22 protein-coding genes and 1 pseudogene are annotated in these 21,739 nt (G+C 51.0%); 13 read left to right on the plus strand and 10 right to left on the minus strand.

What is annotated here, in order from left to right; genetic code table 11:
- Positions 1–34 precede the first annotated feature (34 nt).
- A complete protein-coding gene (locus tag JQC72_RS07265; protein ID WP_335342434.1) occupies positions 35–541 on the plus strand; it encodes an RNA-guided endonuclease InsQ/TnpB family protein in 507 nt (168 codons plus the stop codon).
- Positions 542–684: 143 nt separating this feature from the next.
- On the opposite strand, the gene JQC72_RS07270 is transcribed toward JQC72_RS07265, so the two are convergent.
- On the minus strand, positions 685–990 hold the full coding sequence (locus JQC72_RS07270) for a hypothetical protein (RefSeq protein ID WP_205494282.1): 306 nt from the start codon (positions 988–990) through the stop codon (positions 685–687).
- 287 nt (positions 991–1,277) lie between these two features.
- Between JQC72_RS07270 and JQC72_RS07275 the strand changes: the two genes are divergently transcribed.
- Entirely contained in the window at positions 1,278–1,784 is a 507-nt protein-coding gene (locus JQC72_RS07275) for a GNAT family N-acetyltransferase (RefSeq protein WP_205494284.1), read from the plus strand.
- 52 nt (positions 1,785–1,836) lie between these two features.
- Here JQC72_RS07275 and JQC72_RS07280 read toward each other — a convergent pair whose 3' ends face one another.
- Together JQC72_RS07280 and JQC72_RS07285 are read right to left on the minus strand one after the other, a co-directional pair.
- The gene (locus tag JQC72_RS07280) at positions 1,837–3,339 is read right to left on the minus strand and encodes a sensor histidine kinase (RefSeq protein WP_205494287.1); all 1,503 of its coding nucleotides are present in this window, start codon (positions 3,337–3,339) and stop codon (positions 1,837–1,839) included.
- A complete protein-coding gene (locus tag JQC72_RS07285) occupies positions 3,336–4,019 on the minus strand; it encodes a response regulator transcription factor (RefSeq protein WP_205494289.1) in 684 nt (227 codons plus the stop codon). Before JQC72_RS07285 ends, JQC72_RS07280 begins: the two co-directional genes overlap by 4 nt.
- 249 nt (positions 4,020–4,268) lie before the next feature.
- Between JQC72_RS07285 and JQC72_RS07290 the strand changes: the two are divergent.
- The 3 genes and pseudogenes from JQC72_RS07290 to galU form a co-directional block, all read left to right on the plus strand.
- A pseudogene (locus tag JQC72_RS07290) lies at positions 4,269–4,736 on the plus strand (PepSY-associated TM helix domain-containing protein); the annotation flags it as partial.
- Positions 4,737–4,873: 137 nt separating this feature from the next.
- Positions 4,874–5,875 (plus strand): glycosyltransferase family 2 protein, encoded by a 1,002-nt coding sequence (locus JQC72_RS07295; RefSeq protein ID WP_205494293.1) that lies wholly within the window; start codon positions 4,874–4,876, stop codon positions 5,873–5,875.
- The gene (gene galU, locus JQC72_RS07300; RefSeq protein WP_205494295.1) at positions 5,872–6,765 is read left to right on the plus strand and encodes a UTP--glucose-1-phosphate uridylyltransferase GalU; all 894 of its coding nucleotides are present in this window, start codon (positions 5,872–5,874) and stop codon (positions 6,763–6,765) included. Before JQC72_RS07295 ends, galU begins: the two co-directional genes overlap by 4 nt.
- Positions 6,766–6,897: 132 nt before the next feature.
- Here galU and curA read toward each other — a convergent pair whose 3' ends face one another.
- A complete protein-coding gene (gene curA, locus JQC72_RS07305) occupies positions 6,898–7,920 on the minus strand; it encodes an NADPH-dependent curcumin/dihydrocurcumin reductase (protein WP_205494297.1) in 1,023 nt (340 codons plus the stop codon).
- A gap of 734 nt (positions 7,921–8,654) precedes the next feature.
- A complete protein-coding gene (locus JQC72_RS07310) occupies positions 8,655–8,864 on the minus strand; it encodes a hypothetical protein (protein ID WP_205494299.1) in 210 nt (69 codons plus the stop codon).
- Positions 8,865–9,217: 353 nt separating this feature from the next.
- On the opposite strand from JQC72_RS07310, the gene glcT reads away from it, so the two are divergent.
- Together glcT and ptsG are read left to right on the plus strand one after the other, a co-directional pair.
- Positions 9,218–10,060 carry a glucose PTS transporter transcription antiterminator GlcT gene (gene glcT, locus JQC72_RS07315; protein WP_205494305.1) on the plus strand — a complete coding sequence of 281 codons (843 nt, stop codon included), beginning with the start codon at positions 9,218–9,220 and terminating at the stop codon, positions 10,058–10,060.
- 195 nt (positions 10,061–10,255) lie between these two features.
- Positions 10,256–12,214, plus strand: a complete 1,959-nt coding sequence (ptsG, locus tag JQC72_RS07320; protein WP_205494307.1) for a glucose-specific PTS transporter subunit IIBC — start codon at positions 10,256–10,258, stop codon at positions 12,212–12,214.
- A gap of 93 nt (positions 12,215–12,307) precedes the next feature.
- Here the strand turns inward: ptsG and JQC72_RS07325 are convergent, their stop codons facing one another.
- On the minus strand, positions 12,308–12,664 hold the full coding sequence (locus tag JQC72_RS07325; RefSeq protein ID WP_205494309.1) for a hypothetical protein: 357 nt from the start codon (positions 12,662–12,664) through the stop codon (positions 12,308–12,310).
- Positions 12,665–12,740: 76 nt separating this feature from the next.
- On the opposite strand from JQC72_RS07325, the gene JQC72_RS07330 reads away from it, so the two are divergent.
- Positions 12,741–13,139: a MerR family transcriptional regulator gene (locus JQC72_RS07330; RefSeq protein WP_205494314.1), complete on the plus strand. Its 399-nt coding sequence runs from the start codon at positions 12,741–12,743 to the stop codon at positions 13,137–13,139.
- A gap of 124 nt (positions 13,140–13,263) precedes the next feature.
- On the plus strand, positions 13,264–13,611 hold the full coding sequence (locus JQC72_RS07335; protein ID WP_205494318.1) for a PH domain-containing protein: 348 nt from the start codon (positions 13,264–13,266) through the stop codon (positions 13,609–13,611).
- Between the two features lie 50 nt (positions 13,612–13,661).
- Here the strand turns inward: JQC72_RS07335 and JQC72_RS07340 are convergent, their stop codons facing one another.
- On the minus strand, positions 13,662–14,084 hold the full coding sequence (locus tag JQC72_RS07340) for a DUF2621 family protein (protein ID WP_205494319.1): 423 nt from the start codon (positions 14,082–14,084) through the stop codon (positions 13,662–13,664).
- Between the two features lie 130 nt (positions 14,085–14,214).
- Between JQC72_RS07340 and JQC72_RS07345 the strand changes: the two genes are divergently transcribed.
- The 4 genes from JQC72_RS07345 (at position 14,215) to JQC72_RS07360 (ending at position 18,540) form a co-directional block, all read left to right on the plus strand.
- The gene (locus JQC72_RS07345) at positions 14,215–15,351 is read left to right on the plus strand and encodes a glycerate kinase (RefSeq protein ID WP_205494320.1); all 1,137 of its coding nucleotides are present in this window, start codon (positions 14,215–14,217) and stop codon (positions 15,349–15,351) included.
- 201 nt (positions 15,352–15,552) lie between these two features.
- Positions 15,553–16,095 (plus strand): copper resistance CopC family protein, encoded by a 543-nt coding sequence (locus JQC72_RS07350; protein WP_205494321.1) that lies wholly within the window; start codon positions 15,553–15,555, stop codon positions 16,093–16,095.
- On the plus strand, positions 16,092–17,192 hold the full coding sequence (locus JQC72_RS07355; protein WP_205494322.1) for a CopD family protein: 1,101 nt from the start codon (positions 16,092–16,094) through the stop codon (positions 17,190–17,192). The genes JQC72_RS07350 and JQC72_RS07355 overlap by 4 nt, the downstream gene beginning before the upstream one ends.
- 142 nt (positions 17,193–17,334) lie before the next feature.
- The gene (locus JQC72_RS07360) at positions 17,335–18,540 is read left to right on the plus strand and encodes a GTP-binding protein (RefSeq protein ID WP_205494323.1); all 1,206 of its coding nucleotides are present in this window, start codon (positions 17,335–17,337) and stop codon (positions 18,538–18,540) included.
- A 199-nt stretch (positions 18,541–18,739) separates the two neighbouring features.
- Here the strand turns inward: JQC72_RS07360 and JQC72_RS07365 are convergent, their stop codons facing one another.
- The 3 genes from JQC72_RS07365 to JQC72_RS07375 form a co-directional block, all read right to left on the minus strand.
- On the minus strand, positions 18,740–19,162 hold the full coding sequence (locus JQC72_RS07365; RefSeq protein WP_205494325.1) for a hypothetical protein: 423 nt from the start codon (positions 19,160–19,162) through the stop codon (positions 18,740–18,742).
- 138 nt (positions 19,163–19,300) lie between these two features.
- Complete coding sequence (locus tag JQC72_RS07370) at positions 19,301–20,173, minus strand: MurR/RpiR family transcriptional regulator (protein WP_302104596.1); 873 nt, start codon at positions 20,171–20,173, stop codon at positions 19,301–19,303.
- 9 nt (positions 20,174–20,182) lie between these two features.
- On the minus strand, positions 20,183–21,556 hold the full coding sequence (locus JQC72_RS07375) for an aspartate aminotransferase family protein (protein WP_205494329.1): 1,374 nt from the start codon (positions 21,554–21,556) through the stop codon (positions 20,183–20,185).
- Positions 21,557–21,739 lie beyond the last annotated feature (183 nt).

Raw genomic sequence — 21,739 nt, forward strand, 5'->3', positions numbered from 1 at the left:
GCGTGGTATCCCCCATACGATTCGGAAAAAAAGGATCAGGCCAAACGTCGTTACAACCAGGTATCTTCGTAAATCGGAAAGAATGTTGAAATGGCTCCAACGGATGGTTTCGCGCAGAAAGAAGGGATCCCATCGTTGGAGGAAAGCGGCCCTGATGTTGGCCAAATGCCATGAATACATAGCCAATCAGAGAAAAGACGCCGCTCACAAAATCAGCCGATATTTGGTGAACAACTACGATTGGATTGCCTTTGAAGACTTAAACATTCGGGGGATGGTAAAAAATCACCGTCTTGCCAAGAGCATTGCAGACGCAGGTTGGAGGATGCTGGTTCAATTCACGGCTTACAAGGCAGAGTGGGCCGGTAAGCAAGTGATGGAAGTGGATCCTCGCCACACGTCACAAGTTTGCTCCAAGTGCGGTCAGATTGTAAAGAAGACCTTAAAAGAACGTACCCATTGTTGCTCATGCGGATATGTGGCAGACAGAGATATCAATGCCGCAAGAAATATCCTGCATCGAGCGATGGGAACCTCCTGAACCGAAATCCTACAATGAGAATGAAACCTTTACCAGGCTTGGACGAAGCCATCGTGGATGGATGTGGGTTGCCACGCCAGATGAAGCGAGAAGCCCACGGCGACCAAAGGGAGTGCCTTAGGTGCTTCAGCCGTGTGAGCAAGTCACAATGTGTTCGCCTCCACATCCAGCAGCCTGTTATTCATTACTTCCACTTTTTTACCCAGGTGTTTGAAATCCGCTGACAGGCTCATTGCTGCATCATGAATCTGTTTTTCGATCAGGTCCACACGTGCAATGGTTTCCTGTTGAAGTTTCTTTACTTCTGTCAGGTCTTGATCCATTTTGTCCAACCTGCTGTCCACATTATCCAACCTGCTGTCCACATTGTCCAATCTGTTGTCCATCTTGTCCAACCTTTGATTAACCGCCTTCAACTCATCCAAAATCTGCTTCAGGGTGTTTTCCAAGGTGCACCCTCCCGTTAAAGTATTCGCGAGTTCCGGTACCATTCTCGCTGCTTAGCACTGCCTGCCATTACTATATCATTTTTCCGCCATTTTGTGGCAAAAGAATCGCCAAAATGATGGCTGCGGTTATCCGGTTGATCTCTCCTGATTTGCCTTGATTCGGACTTCATGCTCCGGCAGAGCCGTAGGACAGGAAAGTGATCCTGGTGGCGGGTATCTGACATCGGAAGCAACTTGGTGATAGAATGGATTCTGCTCAGCCGAAACAACAGGAAAGGAGATCCGCCATGATTGACAATATTGTAATCCGGGACGCCACCATCGATGATTTGCCGGCCATCGTCGACATTTACAATTCCACGGTGAGCGGACGAATGGCAACGGCAGACACTGAACCGGTCACCGTGCAAAGCAAGGAACAATGGTTTTACGAACATTCTCCACACTTCAGGCCGCTTTGGGTTGCAGAACATGAAGGAAAAATACGCGGCTGGTTGAGTTTTCAATCGTTTTACGGCAGGCCGGCTTACCATGCTACCGCCGAAGTGAGTATCTACATCCATCCGGAAAGCAGAAAAAAGGGATTGGGCACTCATTTGCTGGGAAAGGCGATTGCGGAGTGTCCGCGGCTGAAAATCAAGACATTGCTCGGTTTCATCTTTGGGCAAAATGAACCCAGCCGGAAGCTGTTTGAACGGTTCAGATTTGAAACATGGGGCCATCTCCCATCTGTCGCCGAACTGGACGGAATCGAACGGGATTTAGTGATTGTCGGGAAAAGAGTGACCCCTTGATCGCCCGTTTTCATACTAGGCAACATCATTGCTCTGATTACATGATTCCCGGTCAGGGGAGCCTGCCGGGTTTTTCTTGAATGGTTGTCTCTCTCTGCCGATGGTCCGCGGGCAGAAAGACCGAAAACCGTGATCCTTCTCCCGGTTTGCTTTCCACCTGTACCCTGCCACCGTGAATCTCCACAATCGATTTCGTAATGGCAAGTCCCAGTCCCGCTCCGCCGGATTTCCGTGTGCGGGAGGTGTCGATCCGGTAAAAGCGTTCAAACAGATGCGGCAGATGCTCTTCAGGGATTCCGGGACCGTTATCCTGAACGCTGAGCATGGCGCCTTCAGGTACCCGTTCCAAAGAAACATGGATCTTACCGTGATTCGGGTCAGTGTGCTGGACGGCATTTTGGAACAGATTCAAGATGACTTGTTTGATTCGATCCCGATCGAAAGTGGTTCGCACATCGGGTTGAACGGAAAAATGAACACTCCTCTGTCCTGCGAGCAGGCGAAGTTGCGGTTCCATTTCACGCAATACTTCATCCAGCAATCCTTCTTCCATTTGAACAGTCGGCTTGCGATCCAACCGGGCCAGCAGCAAAAGGTCCTGTACCAGCTTGGTCAGCCTCTCTGATTCGTTATACATACTGACCAATGCTTTTTGAAGCTGTTCGGGTTTTGCAGCCGCATCGCCACGAAGCAACACTTCCAAAAAACCGTGAATGGATGTCAATGGTGTTCGAAGTTCATGCGAAGCGTCCGCGATAAAGCGGCGCATTTGCTCTTTTGCGTCTTTTTCCGCGGCAAAAGCGGATTCCAATCTTTCCAGCATCCGGTTGAAGGAGACAGCCAGTCGGTCAATCTCCAATTGGCCTTGGTTCACAGGCAGCCGTTCGTTCAAATTGCCGGCATTGATCTGTTCGACGGTATTCACCATTTTTGATAACGGAATCAAGGTCCGGCGCAATATCGGCAGAAACACGATCAGTCCGATGACCAAAGCCAACGTGGCCAACGATATAAAGGTGATCAGTTGGCGGACGAGGATTTCTTTGAGAGGACCTGTACTTGTGCTCACTTGAACGATTCCCAGTAAACGACCTTGAAATCTGATCGGCTGGAACACAACCAGTTGTTGCACCCCGCGATCATTTTCCACGACTTGATAATTCGGTTCCGGCCGGATTTGAGTCATCAGGCGCAAATATTCCTCGATTGAAAACTTCGGAGCTGCTCCGTCATGGGAATCCCATGACCATTCACGCATATTGCCGTTGGTGTCCACAAAAACAACGGTGGTATCGGGAGAAGAAAGCAAGGTATGACGGAACTTCTCATAAGGATTGCTTTCAAGATCCAGCCAGAAGTCGGGTCGAATGGCGTGAATTTGACTTTGGATATTGATTGTGACACTGCGATACAGAAACTGTTCCATCAATACATATTGAAGCGTGCCAATCATCAACAGGATGGCGGCCAGAATCATGAGAGAACGCGACAGAAGCTGAAGCCGGAGGGATTGGGGGGAAAAGAGCAGTCGGAGCCGATCTTTGATGGTTTTCATCCCAAATCCATCCGATATCCGACTCCGCGCAGCGTCCGGATCAGACGATGCTCACGATCATTCAGCTTCTGTCGCAACGAGCGGATATACACTTCCACAATGTTGTCTTCCCCTCCAAAATCATAACCCCACACATGATCCAAAATCTTCGCTTTGCTCAGCACCAGGCCGTGGTTTAAAACGAAAAATTTGAGCATCTCATATTCGGTCGGCGAAAGTTCGAGAATCCGGTCGTGATAGCTGATTTCCTTGCGGCGATCATCAATCCGGAAAGGACCGATCGTCACCTCACCCCACAAATGGGGGAAGTGGTTGCGAATTCTGGCATGAATGCGGGCCAACAATTCCTCAAAGCTAAAAGGTTTGATCATATAATCATCGGCCCCGATGGTCAACCCTTTCACCCGGTCTTCCACTTCTTCTTTTGCCGTCAACATGATCACGGCCATATTCTCCGTTTTTTTCAGGATACGGCAAACTTCAAATCCGTCCATTCCGGGCATCATCACATCCAGGATGACGATATGCGGTTTGAATTGCTTGGCAAGCGTTACAGCCGTGATGCCGTCCGTAGCTGTCTTTACTTCAAAGCCCTCATTTTGCAGCCCCAGTTCCAAGAAGCTCAAAATATTGGGCTCATCATCCACCAGCAATATTTTCACACCTTTTAAATGAGGCATGTGGATCACCTCCAGTCAAAAAGATCCCGGGAGTTTTGAACGTTCCCATTATGACAATGAAAGCTGAATCATTCCTAAAAGGAAGCTGAAAAAAAGCTGAGTGCTGTAAGACAATCCCTTCCCGACAGGCTTCTTTTGCAGCTATGGCGATCGAGCCGACACTTTCAGCGGACTTTCAGCCCCTGTTCAAGTGGACCTCAGGATGAGCCCCCATAATGGAATCGTACTTCGACGGAAACAAAGAGTCAAAGAAAGGGAGGCAACATGAAAAAATTTCGCCAGCTTCATTTGTGGATCGGTTTGATTACCTCCGTATTCATCTTGATTGAAGCCGTAACAGGATTGCTTTTGTCGGAACCGTGGCTGATCGGTGCCGCATCCAAGGGGGAAATGAAAGGAATGCCCATGGGGGGCAAAGCAAGTACCGTGAACAGTGCAAGTATAAAGGAGAATCAGGTGGCCCGCAAATCCATGCCCGACGGAAACAACGAAAAACCTTTTCCGGGGCCGGAACGAAACGGATCTGATCTGGCCGGATGGATTCGGAGTCTGCACGAGGGGAAATGGGGTGGGGCCAATTTGAAAATCGTCGTGGATCTCACGGCTGTCGGTCTCATCATTTTGACGGTGACAGGGATCGTTTTGTCCGTCCGGGAACTTCGCGCACTGCGCAAGCGACGAAAGAAAAATATTGAAACGATCAGCGGGACCGCATGAGAACGGGCAAGGCATCATTTCAATGGACAGAAGGCTCTTGAAAAAATTGGAGCAACCCGTTCGCAAGCAAGAGGCAAGATATCTCGTCAAAAGTATCAAGTTCAACTCAAAAATATATCATTGGAAAGGGTGGGAGGATGGAAGCCAGTGTGAAATACTCCGTGGTGATTCCGGTATACAACGAAGAAGAGGTATTGGATGCTTGCTACCGGCGGGTCAAAGACGTCATGGAGCAAACCGGGGAAGCGTATGAAATCATTTTTGTCAATGATGGCAGTTATGATTCCACACCGCAAAAATTGGAAAATCTAGCCTTGCTGGATCGTCATGTCAAGTGGATCGACTTTTCCCGGAATTTCGGCCATCAGATTGCCATCACCGCGGGAATGGATGCCGCTGCGGGAGAGGCTGTCATTGTCATGGATGCTGATTTACAGGACCCCCCGGAGCTGATTTTGGAGATGATCAGCAAATGGAAGGAAGGGTACGACGTTGTTTATGCAAAACGGCAAAAAAGGCAGGGTGAGACTTGGTTTAAAAAAGTAACGGCTGCCCTTTTCTATCGCTTGCTGCAAAAACTGACCGATCTGGAGATTCCCCTGGACACGGGCGATTTCAGATTGATTGACCGCAAAGTTTGTGACGTATTGAAAACGTTGAAAGAGAAAAACCGTTTTGTTCGCGGAATCGTCACTTGGGTTGGTTTCCGGCAGACGGCTGTTGAGTACGTGAGAGACCCCCGCTATGCGGGAGAAACAAAGTACCCGCTGAAGAAAATGTTGAAGTTGTCGATTGATGCCATTACGTCATTCTCATACAAACCGCTGATGATCGCATCCTATGTGGGGTTTGCGTTGTCCAGCATCAGTTTTTTGTACTTGCTCTATGTACTGTACTTGCGGTTGTTTGGCCATGCCACGGTCGCCGGATGGGCATCCACCGTATCGATCATGTTGTTTTTTAACGGGATTACCCTGATGATGCTGGGCGTAATGGGACAGTATATCGGCAGAATTTATGATGAGTCCCGGAATCGGCCGCTGTATGTCGTGAGGCGGACCATGGGATTTGGAAGGGGACAACAGAAAGTGACGGCGGAAGACCTGGACCAGATGCCGAAAGAGGGGGTAAAACAATGAGAGTAAGGAAAGCCATCATTCCCGCGGCGGGGTTGGGAACTCGTTTTTTGCCTGCCACCAAGGCACAACCGAAAGAAATGTTGCCCATCATCGACACGCCGGCGATTCAATATATCGTAGAGGAAGCGATCGAATCAGGTATCGAAAGCATCATGATTGTGACGGGGAAACACAAACGCTCCATCGAGGACCATTTTGACAAATCCTTCGAATTGGAAAGCTATTTGGAGGAACGGGGAAAGATGGAGCAGTTGAAGGTGGTCCAACGGATTTCCAACATGGTCGACATTCACTATATCCGGCAAAAGGAACCGTTGGGACTCGGACATGCGATACTCTGTGCCGAGCACTTTGTGGAAAATGAACCGTTTGCCGTTTTGCTGGGGGATGATATCCTGGTTTCTTCTCCTCCCTGCTTGCGAAGGATGATGGATGTTTACGAACAAGCCCAAACGCCTGTCATCGCCTTGCAACAAGTTCCTGACGATGAAGTGGACAGATACGGGATTATTTCTCCCGCCGCCATGAATACGTTTGACCGTTGCGCAAACCGATTGTGGCAAATTCAAGGACTTGTCGAAAAGCCGGGACGGGATCAGGCGCCATCCAATTTGGCCGTTATCGGAAGATATATTTTGGAACCGTCCATCTTTCCGTTATTGGAGAAGGCAGTTCCGGGCAAAGGAGGGGAAATCCAGCTGACTGACGCGCTCAACGCGATCAGTCGAAACCAACTGATTTTGGGATTGGAGTTTGAAGGAAAACGGTATGATGTGGGTGACAAATTGGGATATATCCAAGCCACGATTGAATTCGCCCTCAAACGAAAGGACTTGAAAGACGACGTGATGATGTATCTTCAGTCGTTGCGACATGACATAGCCGGTTGAAGCAGGCTGAATAAGGCGCTTTCCGGGAATCCTTTCCTCAGTGTGACTTTATCACAAGGGAAAAGGATTCCCGCGCTTCCCTGTTTCGTCAGACACGCCGTGGTCAGTCAAACTTACGTCCATCCATCAAGGTTACTGCGTGCGTTCGGCCACTTTCACCAGCTGTTTGCCCAGGTTTTCTCCGGTGAACAGCCCCAAGAACGCTTTTACGGTATTTTCGAAACCTTCCACGATATGTTCCGTGTATTTCAGTTGCCCGGTCTTCAGCCACTGTGCCAACTGCCGGGTTCCTTCTTCGAAGCGATCCGCATAGTCCGTCACGATAAACCCTTTCATCAATGCGCTGGTAATCAGCAGTTGAGGCTGAATGCGCGGGCCGATGTCCGCCTTTTCCAGATTGTACAGAGAGATTTGTCCGCACAAGGGAATGCGGGCGCGGTGATTGAGAAGCGAAATGACAGCATCCGAAATTTCGCCACCCACATTGTCAAAATAAATATCGACACCGTTTGGACATGCTTCGGCCAACGCCTTTTTTAAATTCGGTGTGGTTCGATAGTTGATCGCTGCATCCAAACCCAGTTCATCCAACAGATATCGAATCTTTTCGTCGGAACCGGCGATGCCCACGACCCGACAACCTTTGATCTTGGCGATTTGGGAGGCAACCATGCCCACTGCCCCGGCGGCACCGGAAACGACGACGGTCTCTCCGGGTTGCGGTTTGCCGATCTCCAGCATTCCGAAATAGGCGGTGAGGCCTGGCATTCCCAATACGCCGAGAGCGGTGGTGATCGGAGCGAGATCCGGATTCAACTTTCTCACCTGATTGCTCTTGACGGCGGCATATTTCTGCCAACCGTAGTGAGCGAGCACGATATCGCCTTCTTTCAGATCCGCTGCTCTCGACTGCACCACTTCACCCATGACTCCGCCGGTGACGACTTCGTTGAGCGGATAAGGCGGCACATATGATTTTCGGTCACTCATTCTGCCCCGCATATAGGGATCGACGGACAAGTATAAGGTACGAACGAGAACCTCTTCCTCTCCCGGTTGAGGAATGGGTCTTTCAACCAGCTGAAAATGTTCCTCCTCCGGCATTCCCTTGGGTCTTTTCACCAACAGAATTTGCTGATTGGTTTCCGTGGCCATACGGATTCGCCTCCGTTTATATAAGTGTGACAAGTCGAACAATAATGGATTCTCGATGAAAAGTCAACGTGGCAAATGGATGGCCGGAAGGGATATACTTGAATAGGATCAAGATCGATCATGCCGGGAACGGGAATGCACGGAGAATAGGAAAATATGGCAGAAACCGAATCCGATCAAGGGTCGTGCAACAATTGGATGGAATCACGGAATACGGGTGGCAATCAGTGGATGGGTTGCATCGGCTTCATGAATATGCCGAGCAGCAGAAAAAACCCTTCCGGGTGGAAGCAAAGGGGATAAAGGGATTGTTTTCACTGATGATGCGGGGTGAAAAAGATCATGATGTAATGGAGGTGTCCCGATCGATCGGTTGCATCCTTCCCAAAACCCTGTCAAAAAAGCTTCAATGGGCCCATGATTGTCCATGGCCAGTGCGGCAGCGAGGGTGGAACGGGAAACCACAATCGCAATCGGAAATCTTCATATGAGCCGATTGTCATACAAAAAGGGGAGGGATCAAAGGACCGGGTGCATAATCAAGCTACGGACGGCAGGTCGGAAACCGGATTGTATGAGGTGTTCGACACGCCACCGGCGGAAGAGCCAAGCGGGCTGTTGTGAAGCGTGAAATCCGTCTCCCCACCGTGCGGCTTGAGACGGGGAAATGGAGTGGAGGGAGACGGATGTTTGTCAGAAATATTGCTTGATGAAACGATGGTTTTGTCCGGGGATTACGATGAAGAACCGTCCCAATACGAGCTTTCCCAATCATGGTGTTTCATCAAATGCTTCAGGATCTTGGACGCTTTTTTGCAATGACGGTACGCCTTTCGCAACTGATGGTAATCCATCGCATGGTAATGGTCATACATGGGGGGATACTCGATTGGAAGCGTTGGCATCGCGGGATACGGTAACATGAATGGTTGTCTGGGTTCCATCTCACTCGCTCCTTTATGATGTTTTGACAATGGTATCGTATGAGCGTCTATCCGCGTTCGTACTCGGTCATCTGTCTCAAATTCGGCATTCGCCGGATGAAAATGGAACCATGTGACCCAATTGGGGAATAAATATCTAAATATTATTAAAAATGCGATTTTGTGTATAATAGAGCTAACATACAAGAAAGAGGTGATTGACAGGCTGTTCAACGTTCCCTACAATTAGTGTCCGATACGGATATTCCTGACTTGTGACATGACTGGGAAGTTTCACCTGTGACAGGCGGTTTCAAAATCGGGTAAGATAACTATCAGTGTCGAAAAGCGGCAGGAAAAGGAATGGATGGGCCGTGAAGGACGCATTTGTCATCAAAAAAACCTTGAACAACAACGTGGTCATCGCAACACATCCTTCGTACGACGAAGTGGTGTTGATCGGGAAAGGGATCGGGTTCCGCAAAAAGACGGGGGACGTGATTGAGCGGGAAGCCGTGGAAAAATGCTTTACCTTGATCGACAAAAAGGAACAGGAACAGTACAAACAGTTGGTTTCCCGAGTGGACGAGCGTCTGATCGAATTGATGAACGATGCCGTCCGGTTGATCCAGGAGCGTTTTCAAACGCCGCTTTCCGAACACATCCACGTCGCGCTCACCGATCATGTCGGTTTTGCGTTGAAGCGGTTGGAGCAGGGTTTGGAGTTTAACAATCCCTTTCTCATCGAAACCCAAGCGTTGTATGAAAAGGAATTTCAGGTGGCCGAGGAAATCGTGGAGATGATCAGTAAGCGCTTGGGTGTGGAATTGCCTGTAAGTGAAACCGGTTTTATCGCACTTCACATCCACAGTGCAGTGACACGGCGCCACTTGGCGGAAATCCGGCAGTACTCGCGCTTGATCATGAAGTTGATCGACATTGTGGAATCCTCCCTCAAAGTCCGCATCGATCGAAAAAGTTTGGATTACTTGCGCATGATCACCCATTTGCGTTATGCCATCGAACGGACGGTGCGCGGAGAGGATGTCAGCATTCCCGAAGGCTTTGAAGAACTGTTGCAAAAGCAATATCCGGTGTGCTATAATTTGGCTTGGAAGTTGGCCAAGGTGATGGAACGTTCACTGAATCGTCCCGTTCACCCGGCTGAAATCAGCTATTTGACGTTGCATCTGCAGAGATTGTCGCACAAAAACTGAATCATGTGGGCCTTATTTCACGTGTTACTGATTCGATCAGGCATGAGTGGAAAAAGGCTGTAACTTCGTTTGCAATTGAAAGGGCTTCCCTTTTGCAAACGGTTGCAGTGCCTTTTTTGCTCATGCCTTTCATTTTGCCTGAAAGATGCAACAAACGGCCCATCAAAACCCATACTGATACGGGAGGGAGATATCATGTTCAAGCAGGCGTTTGGGAAACTGCAACGTGTCGGTCGAGCGCTGATGCTTCCCGTCGCAATTTTGCCCGCGGCCGGGTTGCTGTTGGGGCTCGGAAACGAAAACGTGTTGAACATCCCGATCATGGAGCATGCAGGCGGCATCATCTTTGACAACCTGGCGCTGCTGTTCGCGGTCGGGGTAGCCATTGGTCTGGCCAACAGTGAAGGAACCGCCGGTTTGGCTGCCGTGATCGGTTACCTCATCATGAACGTCACCATGGGGGAAATGGCCAAGGCATTCGGCGGCAAAAGCGTGGAAACGGTGAAGGTATTGGGGATCGACACCCTGCAAACGGGGGTATTCGGCGGGATTATCATCGGTGTATTGGCCGCATATTTATATAACCGCTTTCACGATATCGAACTGCCGCCGTTCCTCGGATTTTTCGGCGGAAAGCGGTTTGTGCCGATTGTGACGGCCGTCTCGTCGTTCCTGCTGGGCGTGGCCTTCTTCTACATCTGGCCGCCGATCCAGCACGGGATCGATGTGGTGTCTCACATCGTCACCACGCAAAATACGGCCGTGTCCGCTTTCATCTTCGGTGTGATCGAACGCTCGCTGATTCCGTTCGGTCTGCATCATATTTTCTACGCTCCGTTCTGGTTTGAATTCGGCAGCTTCAAAACCGCAGCCGGTCAAATCGTTCATGGAGACGTGCAGCGTTTCTTTGCGGGTGACCCGACAGCGGGAACGTTTATGAGCGGGAAATTCCCGTTCATGATGTTCGGTCTGCCGGCCGCTGCGTTGGCGATCTATCATGAAGCGCGGCCGGAGAAGAAAAAAGTGGTCGGCGGGATCATGCTGTCTGCCGCACTGACCTCGTTCCTGACGGGGATCACGGAGCCGATCGAGTTCTCGTTCCTGTTCGTGGCACCGGCTCTGTATGTGATTCACTGTGTGTTCGCCGGGATTTCCTTTATGCTGATGGACATTCTCGGCGTGAAGGCCGGAATGACGTTCTCCGGTGGATTTATCGACTACCTGCTGTACTGGAACCTGGATACCAAACCGTGGCTGATCATCCCGGTCGGATTGGTGTTCGCGGTCATCTACTACTTCGGGTTCCGCTTTGCCATCCGCAAATGGAACCTCAAAACGCCGGGACGTGAAGATGAGGATGAAGCCGAAGAAGGAAGCAATGCCTCGGCAACGGGTAGCGCCGAATTGGCCCAAGGCGTGCTGGAGTCGCTGGGTGACAAGGAGAACATCACTCACCTGGATGCTTGCATCACCCGGCTGCGTGTCTCCGTGGCTGATCCGCAGAAAGTGGATCAAAATCGGCTGAAAAAACTGGGTGCCTCCGGTGTGTTGGTGATGGGGAACCATTTGCAGGTGATCTTTGGTCCCCGTTCTGAGTTGATCAAGGAACAGATGAAGCAAATCATGGCCGGCAAAAAACCTTCGGAAATCAAAGTGGAAGAAGAGATTTCCGAAGGTGAGAAACAAACGACCGCGACGGTGGAAAATGTGTCGATCGTCGCTCCGATGACCGGTAAGCTGATGCCGATCACCGAAGTGCCGGATCAGGTATTTTCCCAAAAAATGATGGGCGACGGTTTTGCGATCGAACCGACGGAAGGTGTCGTGGTATCCCCGGTTGAAGGGGAAATCGTCAACGTCTTCCCGACCAAGCACGCCATCGGTATCCGTTCCGTGGATGGTCGTGAAATCCTCATCCACGTCGGTATCGATACCGTCAACCTGCAAGGGAAAGGCTTTGAAACCTTTATCTCCGAAGGTGACAAAGTGAAACCGGGACAAAAACTGTTGGAAGTGGATCTGGACTATATCAAGGAAAACGCCACTTCCATCATCACCCCGATCGTGTTCACCAACTTGCAGGAAGGGCAAACGGTCAACCTGAACAAAACCGAAGTTCAATACGGTGAAAAAGATATCGTAACGGTGAAGTAACACGACAGTTTACAACCAAGCGGGAGCCGCATTCCTGATGGAATCGGCTCCCGTTTTTTAAACCATGGATTGTCTCATGCCCAAACTCCTATATTAAAAGTTTGGGTCTGAACTTGCATGATGAATCCAAGTGAAAGTTTCCTTCAAAAATTCCTTTACCCCTTCTGGACCTGTCAAGTGTAAACAAACAGGACGATTGGGTGCTACATGTAATTCGAAATTTAAAAATGGACAACATAAGCGTTCCAGTGAGATAAATTCAGCAATTTTTTTGATCATGGAGGATTCTGCCGGATAACAAACCGCGTATCCGTCAGGAAGTTCATATATCTCCTGCCAATAATTTGATATATAATCCAGAAGTTGCTGATATTTTTCCCTTTGTTCTACGGTCATTGCTGAAGGTACACATGCGATCGGAATACGATCGTTCACATGATCCTCTTCCATGGTAATCCCTCCTAAGTATGAGAAGTTATAATTGAGTATAATACTTAAAGTAAACTTTAAGTCAAAGGAGAAATATATGGGAGATCTTACGATTGGACAGATAGCAAGAAAAGCGAAAGTGAATACTTCTACCATTCGCTATTATGAATCAATTGGATTGCTTCCAAAGCCAAAAAGGGTGAATGGTCAGCGACGTTATTCTGGTGAAATCTTAAATCGGATTCGGTTTATTAAGATCTGTCAACAAGCTGGATTTCGTGTTCGGGAAATCTACTCTTTATTAGAGGGATTTGAAGAGGTCTCTCCTTCTGAGCGATGGCGTACCATGGCAGCGATCAAATGTGCAGAACTGAAGGAGAAAAAGAAACAAATCGATACAATGATTTGCATATTGGAAAAAGGATTAAAATGTCACTGTCTTACTTGGGCTGACTGTTTGATTTATGCAGAACCAGATAGAACAGGTGAGGAATAAAGATTGAAGAAAATCTCTGGAAAAAATAAAGAGATTTTCTTCCTCGATTCCCTTTATTTCCTCTGTTTACTCGAACGGGTTCAAGGGGATGGGGTATGATAGGAGAAAGGAAAGGGGGACTCACGTGGGACTTTTCGGCGGAGGAGACAATGATCGCGGACATATGAAGCAGGTGGCGGAGTTTCTGTTCGAAGGGGAAGAAGTATTGCAGACTTATGGCTTGTTGCTGGATTTTGTCGCGTTGACGAACAAGCGCATTTTGTTTGTCGATAAAACGGCGGTGAGTCGAAGAACAGCCGTCATCTCCATCCCTTACTCCAAAGTGGAGGCGATCTCGATCGAAAAAGGGAAGCTCTGGTCGCTGGCCAACCGGGTCGAGATTCAGACGAAGGGACGGACATACGAGTTGGAGTTTCTCAAAGGAGCGGATGTGATGGGGTTCTACCGGACGCTGGCTCGGATGATCTGTTAGCTGATCAAAAAAGGTTCGTTCCCGAGTATGAAGGGAACGAACCTTTTTGTTTAAAAGTATTCCTGGTAAGGGGTGAGGTCGATCTTCTTTTCTTTCAACGTTTGAATCAGCCATTTGTGATCCCGCTTCGGCGTCGCCTGGATGTATCCGCGGATGATCAGGTCTTCAGTGATGCGGTCGGCGTTTTCCTTCAGCGCCAGCTCGCCGATTTTCCCCGCAATCGTCTGCCGGGCGGTATCCCGGAACAACTTGGGGACCGGACGTACCAAGTCCTCCAGCAGTTCTTTTTGTTCATCCGACCACATGTGCCGCGTTTTTTCGATATAATAAGCTTGCCATTCCAAGATCGACTTGCCGTCTTCCTTGGGCATCCCCTTGAGAAACTTGCGGAACATGAAATAACCGCCGATCGAGAGAAATCCGATCATGATCATGACCCAAATAATAACGGCCCATGTCATCCAAACCGGCATCGTACCACCTCTTTCGCCAACGTCGGTGGTCGGTGTGTCTTTGTTGTCGTCGAACCTCATTATATCCGGACTGTGTGGGGTTGTTCAAGCCGAGCGAGTGGGAAGAATCATTGGATAAGGAGATGTTGGGATGAAGGTGTTGATTGCCTCCGATTCTTTCAAAGGCAGTTTGTCTTCCGCGCAAGTGGTGGAAGCGGGACGTATGGCGGCGGAACGAGTCGATCGACGCATTGAAGTGGAGGGACTGCCGATCGCCGACGGTGGGGAAGGAACGGTGGATTGCGTGTTGCAGGCTGTTGAAGGGAAACGAATCCCGGTGAAGACGGTGGACCCGTTGGGTCGTCCGATCACCGCTGATTTGGCCGTGGTGGGACAAACGGCGATCGTGGAGCTGGCTTCGGCTTCAGGGTTAACGCTGTTGTCTCCCGCGGAGCGCAATCCGTATCAGACGTCTACATACGGGACGGGCTTGTTGATCCGGTATGCACTGGATCTGCCCGAAATCAGGGAGATTTTGGTGGCTGTCGGCGGCAGTGCCACCAATGACGGCGGGCTGGGCATGGCGCAGGCACTCGGACTGACAGCATGGGACAAAAAGGGAAGACCGGTGAAACAGGGCGGTCAACATGTGGGAGAGGTGGCGAAACTGGACACGAGCGGGATGCACCCGCGGTTGAAAGAGGTGAAGATCCGTGTGGCCTGTGATGTGGACAATCCTTTGTACGGGGAAAATGGTGCTTCCCAGGTGTTCGGCCCGCAAAAAGGAGCGACATCCGAGATGGTAAAGATGTTGGATGCGAATCTGCGCCGGTTGTCCGATGTGATACGACACGATTTGGGCGTGGATGTGTCCCGTCTGCCCGGAGGAGGGGCGGCCGGCGGGACGGGTGCGGGATTGGCGGCATTTTGCGGGGCTCGACTGGAACCGGGCATTGAGTTGTTGTTGGATGTATGCCGGTTTGACGAGCGGGTGAAAGAAGTGGATTTGGTCATCACCGGGGAAGGTAGGACGGACCGTCAGACCCTGCGCGGTAAAGCGCCGGTCGGAGTGGCCAAACGGGCGAAGCGGTACGGAAAGCCGGTGATCTGCGTGTCCGGTGCATATGATCCTGCGGTGGCAAAGGAGTTGAGAGCGTGCGGAATCGATGGCGTGTTCAGTCTTTGTCCGGGGCCGACGGATGAGGAAAAGGCGTTTGCGCATGCATCCGAATGGATGGTGTCCACGCTGGAAAACGTATTTGGTTTGTGGTTGGGTGTTGCCGGGTGATTTTGAAAAGCGGATGAGAAACCGGTGATTGGATCATGGGGCCAATGGTGATTCCTTGTTCCGAAAGAAGGGCTTCCCTTTATTGGCCGGCAGTCCGTGGCGTTTTTCGTATTTTCTGTGAAAGTCCTGAGGATTTCACCTGTGTGATATGATGGTGAAGGTTGGGAGCAGCGTTCAGTCTGTTTGGACGAGGTGGTAAACGTGAACCGAAAATGGATTAGGTATATCGGTTTGTGGTTGTGTATCTGGCTCGTGCCTTCATTGGCGGTGGCCCACACGCACCTGAAACAATCGACGCCGGGTGACGGGGAAACGGTGTCGCAACCAGTACAGAAGATCACGTTGGTGTTTGAGGAGCGCATCGAACAGGGAGGGTCGGTGGAACTTCATGACGGAGCCGGGCACACAGTGAAACCCGCTTCCGTGAAGGTTCAAGGGGATACGTTGGAAGCGACGCTGGGATCTGCCTTGCCGGCCGGCCATTACACCGCACAATGGAAAATCATCGGATTGGACGGTCATCCGATGCAAGGGTCGTTTCAGTTCGAGGTGAAGGCGGACCAAACATCAGCCGGTCAAAAACTGTCAAAGGCACCCAATCAACAGCCCGCGCCGCATCACAACCAACATTCCGCTCCGGCGAAAAAATCCGCTTCATCTCCGGTGATTTGGGTGGTGGCCTTACTGGTACTCAGTGCCGCGGTGATAGCGGGCTGGCTGTTCCGGAGGAAGCCGAAAGCATGATCGCATGGGTCCAAACGTTGGCCGAGACGATGGCAGTGACGTGCCTCGCCCTGTTGACGGGCGGGGCGCTTCTTTCACTGGTGGCGGACGAGTACAAACCGATCCTCGTATTTCCTCAGCGGCTGTTTCCCTTTGCCGCTCTGTTAGCGGGGATTGTTTCTTTTGTTCCCGTCCTGCGTCCGGTTCTTTTTTTGGCACCGGATACGGGGTGGATGGAGGCCGTTCGTCTGGGGGTGTTTCACTCGCGTACCGGGCAAGTGTGGCTGGGTTTGTTGGCAGCATCGGTATTACTCGCCCTGCTTCTTCTGGTGCGGAATTTACGCAGCTCCGGATGGACGGCCGGTTGGGCCTTGTGCGGTACATGGATGATGATCCTGATCAAGTCGTGGATGGGCCACGTCGCATCGGTTTCTGGTATCAGTGGTTGGGTTTTGCAATCGGTTCATCTGACCGCGGTATGTGTATGGGCGGGTATATTGATGGTGGTCGGTTTCTTTACTGTTGACACCGTGCGCTGGCTTTCTTTCCTTCGTTGGTTTACACCGACGGCAATCGGTTGCGTAACGGCCGTCATCCTGGCCGGTTGGGGATTGATGGGCATCATTGCTCCCCAGTATGTTGCTTCCTGGGTTTTGCCTTATGGGGAAGCGTTGTTGTTCAAACAATGGACAACGGCGGGAGTTTTGGTCACGGCCGGGGTAAATGGCGGATGGATTCGCCGCAAACTGGCACGGGGGGAAGAGGTGAATCCCCTGCCCTGGATCCGTGCGGAAGCGGTCCTGATTTTGCTGGTGGTGGCGATCACCGCATGGATGAGTCAGGAAGCGGCACCGCACACCGTGGCGGAGACAGTGCAGGCTGTTGGTGTATCCCCGTTGTTTGAAGGATTGTTTCCCGGGAAATGGCATCCCGGTTTACGTGCCGAATGGCAGGGACTTTTCCTCGGGGGATTGTCGATTTTAGTGGCGCTGACGCTTTTGGCGATGATTCCGTTGTTGTACCGCCAGCGACGCTCGGCCTACGGTGCGGTCTGGTTGGCCGGTTTGGCGGCGTGTGCCGGTGTTTTGGGCGTGTTGGTTTGGGCATACGGCGGTTAATCTGTCATGTCACCTGAGCAAGGTGACTTCTTTTTTGTTTATAAAACGTAATAATTACGATTTACAAAAGGAGATTCCTTGTATAAAATGAGATTTGTGCAGTTAAAATCAGTAGTGAATTCGATTTGAGGGGGAGAGAGGGATGAAAGAGAAAATACCGGTCACCGTATTGAGCGGCTATCTGGGATCGGGGAAAACGACGATTCTCAACCATGTTTTGCAAAATCGGCAAGGGCTCAGAGTGGCCGTGATTGTCAATGATATGAGCGAGATCAATGTGGATGCCGGACTGATCGACCGGAGCGGCGCATTGTCCCGGACGGAAGAGAAGTTGGTGGAGATGTCCAACGGGTGCATTTGCTGTACACTGCGGGAGGATTTGTTGCGGGAAGTGGAGCGGTTGGCCAGGCAGGGCCGGTTCGATTACATATTGATTGAGTCGTCAGGGATCAGCGAGCCGGTGCCGGTTGCCCAGACATTCACCTACTTGGATGAGGAACACGGTATTGATCTGTCGTCACTGTGCCGGCTGGACTGTATGGTGACCGTGGTGGATGCGTACCGTTTCTGGCATGATTTCGCTTCGGGCGAGACCTTGTTGGACCGTCAGCAGGCAGTAAGTGAAGAGGATACACGGGATGTGTCCGATTTGTTGATTGACCAGATTGAGTTTTGCGACGTCCTGATCCTCAACAAATGCGATCTGGTGGAGGAGGGGGAATTGCAACGGCTGGAGGCCGTTTTGCGCAAACTGCAACCGCAAGCCAAGCTGATCCGCACTTCTCACGGTCGTATCAACCCGTCGGAAATCCTGAACACAGGCTTGTTTGACCTGGAGCGGGCCAGTCAGGCGGCCGGCTGGATTCAGGAATTGCAAAAAGACAGCCATACTCCCGAAACGGAGGAGTACGGCATTTCTTCTTTCGTCTACCGGCGACGTCGGCCTTTTCATCCTGAACGGTTGGCCCGCTGGATGGAAGAGTGGCCGGAAACGGTCGTTCGCGCCAAAGGCATGATGTGGCTGGCCACGCGCCATGACACCGCCGTGCTGCTTTCGCAGGCGGGACCGTCCATTCAAGTGGGACCGATGGGCCATTGGATTGCCGCCCTGGAGGAAGAGGAGATGGAGAAGGTGTTGGCGGCCGAACCGGAGACGGCACGGCGGTGGCACCCCATTTGGGGAGATCGTGTCACGGAGTTGGTGCTGATCGGGGTAGACATGGATCGGCAACAAGTGGAACGCGAGTTGGATGCATGTTTGTTGACCGATGAGGAAATGCTGTCCGATTGGTCCGCTTTTCCCGATCCGTTGCCGGGTGCGGCAGAGGGGAATGTATCTTTGGCCTGAGCAGTGCCGCATAAGCGAGGTCGCTTCCCGGAAGTCAGCGGATTACAAGCGCACTCCGGCGGCAATGGCGCGTTTGTGCCGAGGGCTGTTCAGGAATTGTGACTGATGCAACCGGCACGATTTCAGCAACTGGCATTTGGCGAGAGGATTCCACAGTGATGCGGAAGTGACGGGCGACCATTGACAGCCGGTGGCTCCGTCACGCTTCTTTTTCCATGTATTCCGGATACTCCAGCAGAAAAGCCTGAACGACGTTTGCGTATTCCTCGTCAGGGATTTCATGCAGGCGTTGTGAGCGAACTTCGAAAAAATAGAGGTCGTCCTCCGGATGGTCCCGGTTGTAGTACAAGGCATACACCCGATTGTCGTGCCGGAAAGTGGCACCCAAAACGGCATGAACCTCTCTGTCTTCCGTCTTCAGTCTCTGGAAGAAAAACGGTTCCACCTGATCCCAGACCGTTTCGGTGTAGGTTTCCCCCGGATAACGCAACCACAGGGTACCATCTTTCCATTCCGCCACAAACAGCTGGGCTTTTTCCTCTTTGGGCCATAACAACAAGAGATGTCGCACGTGCTCGTGGATAAACACATACTGGTGGGGCGTGTCAAATTGGATGTGCAAAGCGATTCCCCCTTTCTGTCCAGGTTGAAACCAAAGTTCGGCGTTCGATTACTGCGGATGCCAATGTCCCAAGCATCCCACATCTTCAGACGTGTGGCGTGTCAATGCAACGGGTTCCACTTCCTCCCCATCCATCTGTCACTTTCGGTTCTCCTCAGGATAATAAATCCCTTCCATCTCCCACAAGTACTCCATATTTGTCAGATGACGAGTGATTTCCTGTTTATTCATCCTTGCAACCGCGATCAATAACGCGTTGATCAGGCTGAGCGGGGCGACGAAGGAGTCGAGGAAAGACGGCGAGTTGCTCGCGGCGATCAGGTATAGATCCGTCGCGTTCGCCAGAGGAGAACGGTGGGAATCGGTAATCGCCAATGTCCTCACCCCGTTCTTCCTAACATATTGCAAGGCTTGAACCGTTCGTGACGTATAGCGGGAAAAGCTGATTCCAATGACCAAATCATTCGAACCCAGTGTGGAAAGTTGTTCATACATCGTATCGGATTCCGTGATCAGCCGGGTGTTTTTCTTCAGCAAATGCAGATAAAACGCCAAGAAGGAACCCAAAGCATGGGAGCTGCGGAACGCGATGATGGTGACGGATTTTGCTTCGTTGATCTGTTGAACCGCTTTGCCGAACATGTCGATGTCCAACATCTGAATGGTTTGTTTCAAATTGGACAGATCATCGGACAAAACTTCATAGGCGATGCGTTGTTCTTCGGAGTACATTTCTTCCGCCATGTCCAGCCGTTCGACCGTTGTGACACGTTTGCGAAGCTGCTCCTGCAAACTGCGTTGCATTTCCGTAAATCCCGCAAATCCGAGGGTGGTGGCGAAGCGGATGACGGTCGCTTCGCCCACGCCTGCTTGTTTGGCCAACTGGGCCGTTGTCAAAAACGGTACGCTGTCCGGGTGTGTCTCGATATAAGCCGCAATTTTCCGTTGTGACTTGCTCATCCGGCTGATATTCTCGCGTATTCTTTGAAAAACGTCTTGCTTGTCGGACAAGGGTAATCCCTACTTTCTCACCAAGCTTTTGACGGCAAGCTCCAATCGTTCCAGTGTTTCATCAATCACTTCGGCGGTATGTGCCGTTGACAGGGAAAAACGATTGAGCGGTTTGATGAAAACCCCCTGGTTTAACAAGTGCGTGTCCAATTTCCTTCGCAAGGACAGATTCGACTCCAGTACATCCTGGATTCGGCGGACAGGCTGATCGGAAAGCACCAGATTGAAAATGCTGCCCACACCGATGGTCTGTGATGCGATCCCGTAGCGGTTCAAGATTTCCTCCATTCCCTTGCGCAATTGCGTTGTGTTTGCTTCCAGTTGCGGATAGACGCCGGATTCTTGAAGAGTTTGGATCGTGGCCAACCCTGCGGTGAGGACAACGGGATGACCGTTATAAGTGCCGCTGTGAAATAAGGGTTGACCCTGACCGAGTGACGGTTGTCGCTGTTCGGTTGTCAGAATGTCCACTCCACCGGCGGGTGAACATATTTCCATCATCTCCCCCCGTCCTCCGACGGCGCCGACAGGAAAACCGCCACCCAACACTTTTCCGAGGGCGGTCAAATCGGGGATTACCCCGTATAATCCCTGGGCTCCCGACAATCCGGTGCGAAACCCGGTCTTCACCTCGTCAAATATCAGTACAATCCCATATTGGTGTGTGAGTTCGCGTAACCGTTTCAGAAAAGTTTCATCCGGTGGAATAAATCCTCCCTGGACGGGTTCCATGATCACAGCGGCGATTTCATGGCGATGTTGATGGAGGATCTCTTCCGTTTGGTCCCATTCATTAAACGGGAGGACCACGGTGTTTTCTGCGTAATAATCCGGCAGAGCGAGGGAATCCAACGTTTTTACCGGACGCTGCTCGCGCTTTCGTTTTTGGGAAGTGACGCTGATCAGCACTTGATCATAACTTCCGTGATAGTGACCTTCAAACTTGGCCAACTTTTTTCTCCCGGTCCACGCCATGGCCAAGCGAATGGCCAGCAATGTGGCTTCCAATCCCGAGTTGGTGAAGCGAACCTTTTCGATCCCGGGGTACAAGTCGACCAATACGCGGGCCATTTCCGCTTCCAGAGGGTGGGGTGTTCCGAAGATCGTGGTACCGATTTGCGAGAATGTATCGTTGATGGCAGCGATGATTCTCTGATCCCCGTGCCCCAAAATGAGCGCTCCGTAACATAGGTTGTAATCAATATATTGATTGCCGTCAACATCGTACAGGTAAGCGCCGGAAGCTGAGTCCATGACGATGGGGTAGGGAGCGAAATATTTGATGTTGGCTGTGACTCCACCCGGTATCCACCGGGCCGCTTCACGGTACATTTGGGCGGAACGAGCAGTCTTGCGGACGAAGGGAGCATCCATTTCCATCATTGTCACCTCATTTGAAATATATACTCCATAATTACGCTCAAATAGGAGTATATATTTCATTTAACGCATTGTCCGTTCATTGTCAAGGAGCAATTTCAGATGCCGAAGGGAAATAGATGGTTGATCAGCTGCGTTTTGATATGTAAATGAAAAAGGCGTGTTTTTCCTCATCGCAATGGAAAA

Origin of the sequence: Polycladomyces zharkentensis, from assembly GCF_016938855.1 — a bacterium.
Lineage (GTDB): Bacteria > Bacillota > Bacilli > Thermoactinomycetales > JIR-001 > Polycladomyces > Polycladomyces zharkentensis.

Excerpts from the sequence above, each read along its gene's own strand:
- JQC72_RS07275 (WP_205494284.1), top strand. The coding sequence starts at position 1,278 with ATGATTGACAATATTGTAATCCGGGACGCCACCATCGATGATTTGCCG.
- JQC72_RS07280 (WP_205494287.1), bottom strand. The coding sequence starts at position 3,339 with ATGAAAACCATCAAAGATCGGCTCCGACTGCTCTTTTCCCCCCAATCC.
- JQC72_RS07285 (WP_205494289.1), bottom strand. The coding sequence starts at position 4,019 with ATGCCTCATTTAAAAGGTGTGAAAATATTGCTGGTGGATGATGAGCCC.
- JQC72_RS07295 (WP_205494293.1), top strand. The coding sequence starts at position 4,874 with ATGGAAGCCAGTGTGAAATACTCCGTGGTGATTCCGGTATACAACGAA.
- galU (WP_205494295.1), top strand. The coding sequence starts at position 5,872 with ATGAGAGTAAGGAAAGCCATCATTCCCGCGGCGGGGTTGGGAACTCGT.
- curA (WP_205494297.1), bottom strand. The coding sequence starts at position 7,920 with ATGGCCACGGAAACCAATCAGCAAATTCTGTTGGTGAAAAGACCCAAG.
- JQC72_RS07310 (WP_205494299.1), bottom strand. The coding sequence starts at position 8,864 with ATGGAACCCAGACAACCATTCATGTTACCGTATCCCGCGATGCCAACG.
- ptsG (WP_205494307.1), top strand. The coding sequence starts at position 10,256 with ATGTTCAAGCAGGCGTTTGGGAAACTGCAACGTGTCGGTCGAGCGCTG.
- JQC72_RS07325 (WP_205494309.1), bottom strand. The coding sequence starts at position 12,664 with ATGGAAGAGGATCATGTGAACGATCGTATTCCGATCGCATGTGTACCT.
- JQC72_RS07330 (WP_205494314.1), top strand. The coding sequence starts at position 12,741 with ATGGGAGATCTTACGATTGGACAGATAGCAAGAAAAGCGAAAGTGAAT.
- JQC72_RS07340 (WP_205494319.1), bottom strand. The coding sequence starts at position 14,084 with ATGCCGGTTTGGATGACATGGGCCGTTATTATTTGGGTCATGATCATG.
- JQC72_RS07345 (WP_205494320.1), top strand. The coding sequence starts at position 14,215 with ATGAAGGTGTTGATTGCCTCCGATTCTTTCAAAGGCAGTTTGTCTTCC.
- JQC72_RS07355 (WP_205494322.1), top strand. The coding sequence starts at position 16,092 with ATGATCGCATGGGTCCAAACGTTGGCCGAGACGATGGCAGTGACGTGC.
- JQC72_RS07360 (WP_205494323.1), top strand. The coding sequence starts at position 17,335 with ATGAAAGAGAAAATACCGGTCACCGTATTGAGCGGCTATCTGGGATCG.
- JQC72_RS07375 (WP_205494329.1), bottom strand. The coding sequence starts at position 21,556 with ATGATGGAAATGGATGCTCCCTTCGTCCGCAAGACTGCTCGTTCCGCC.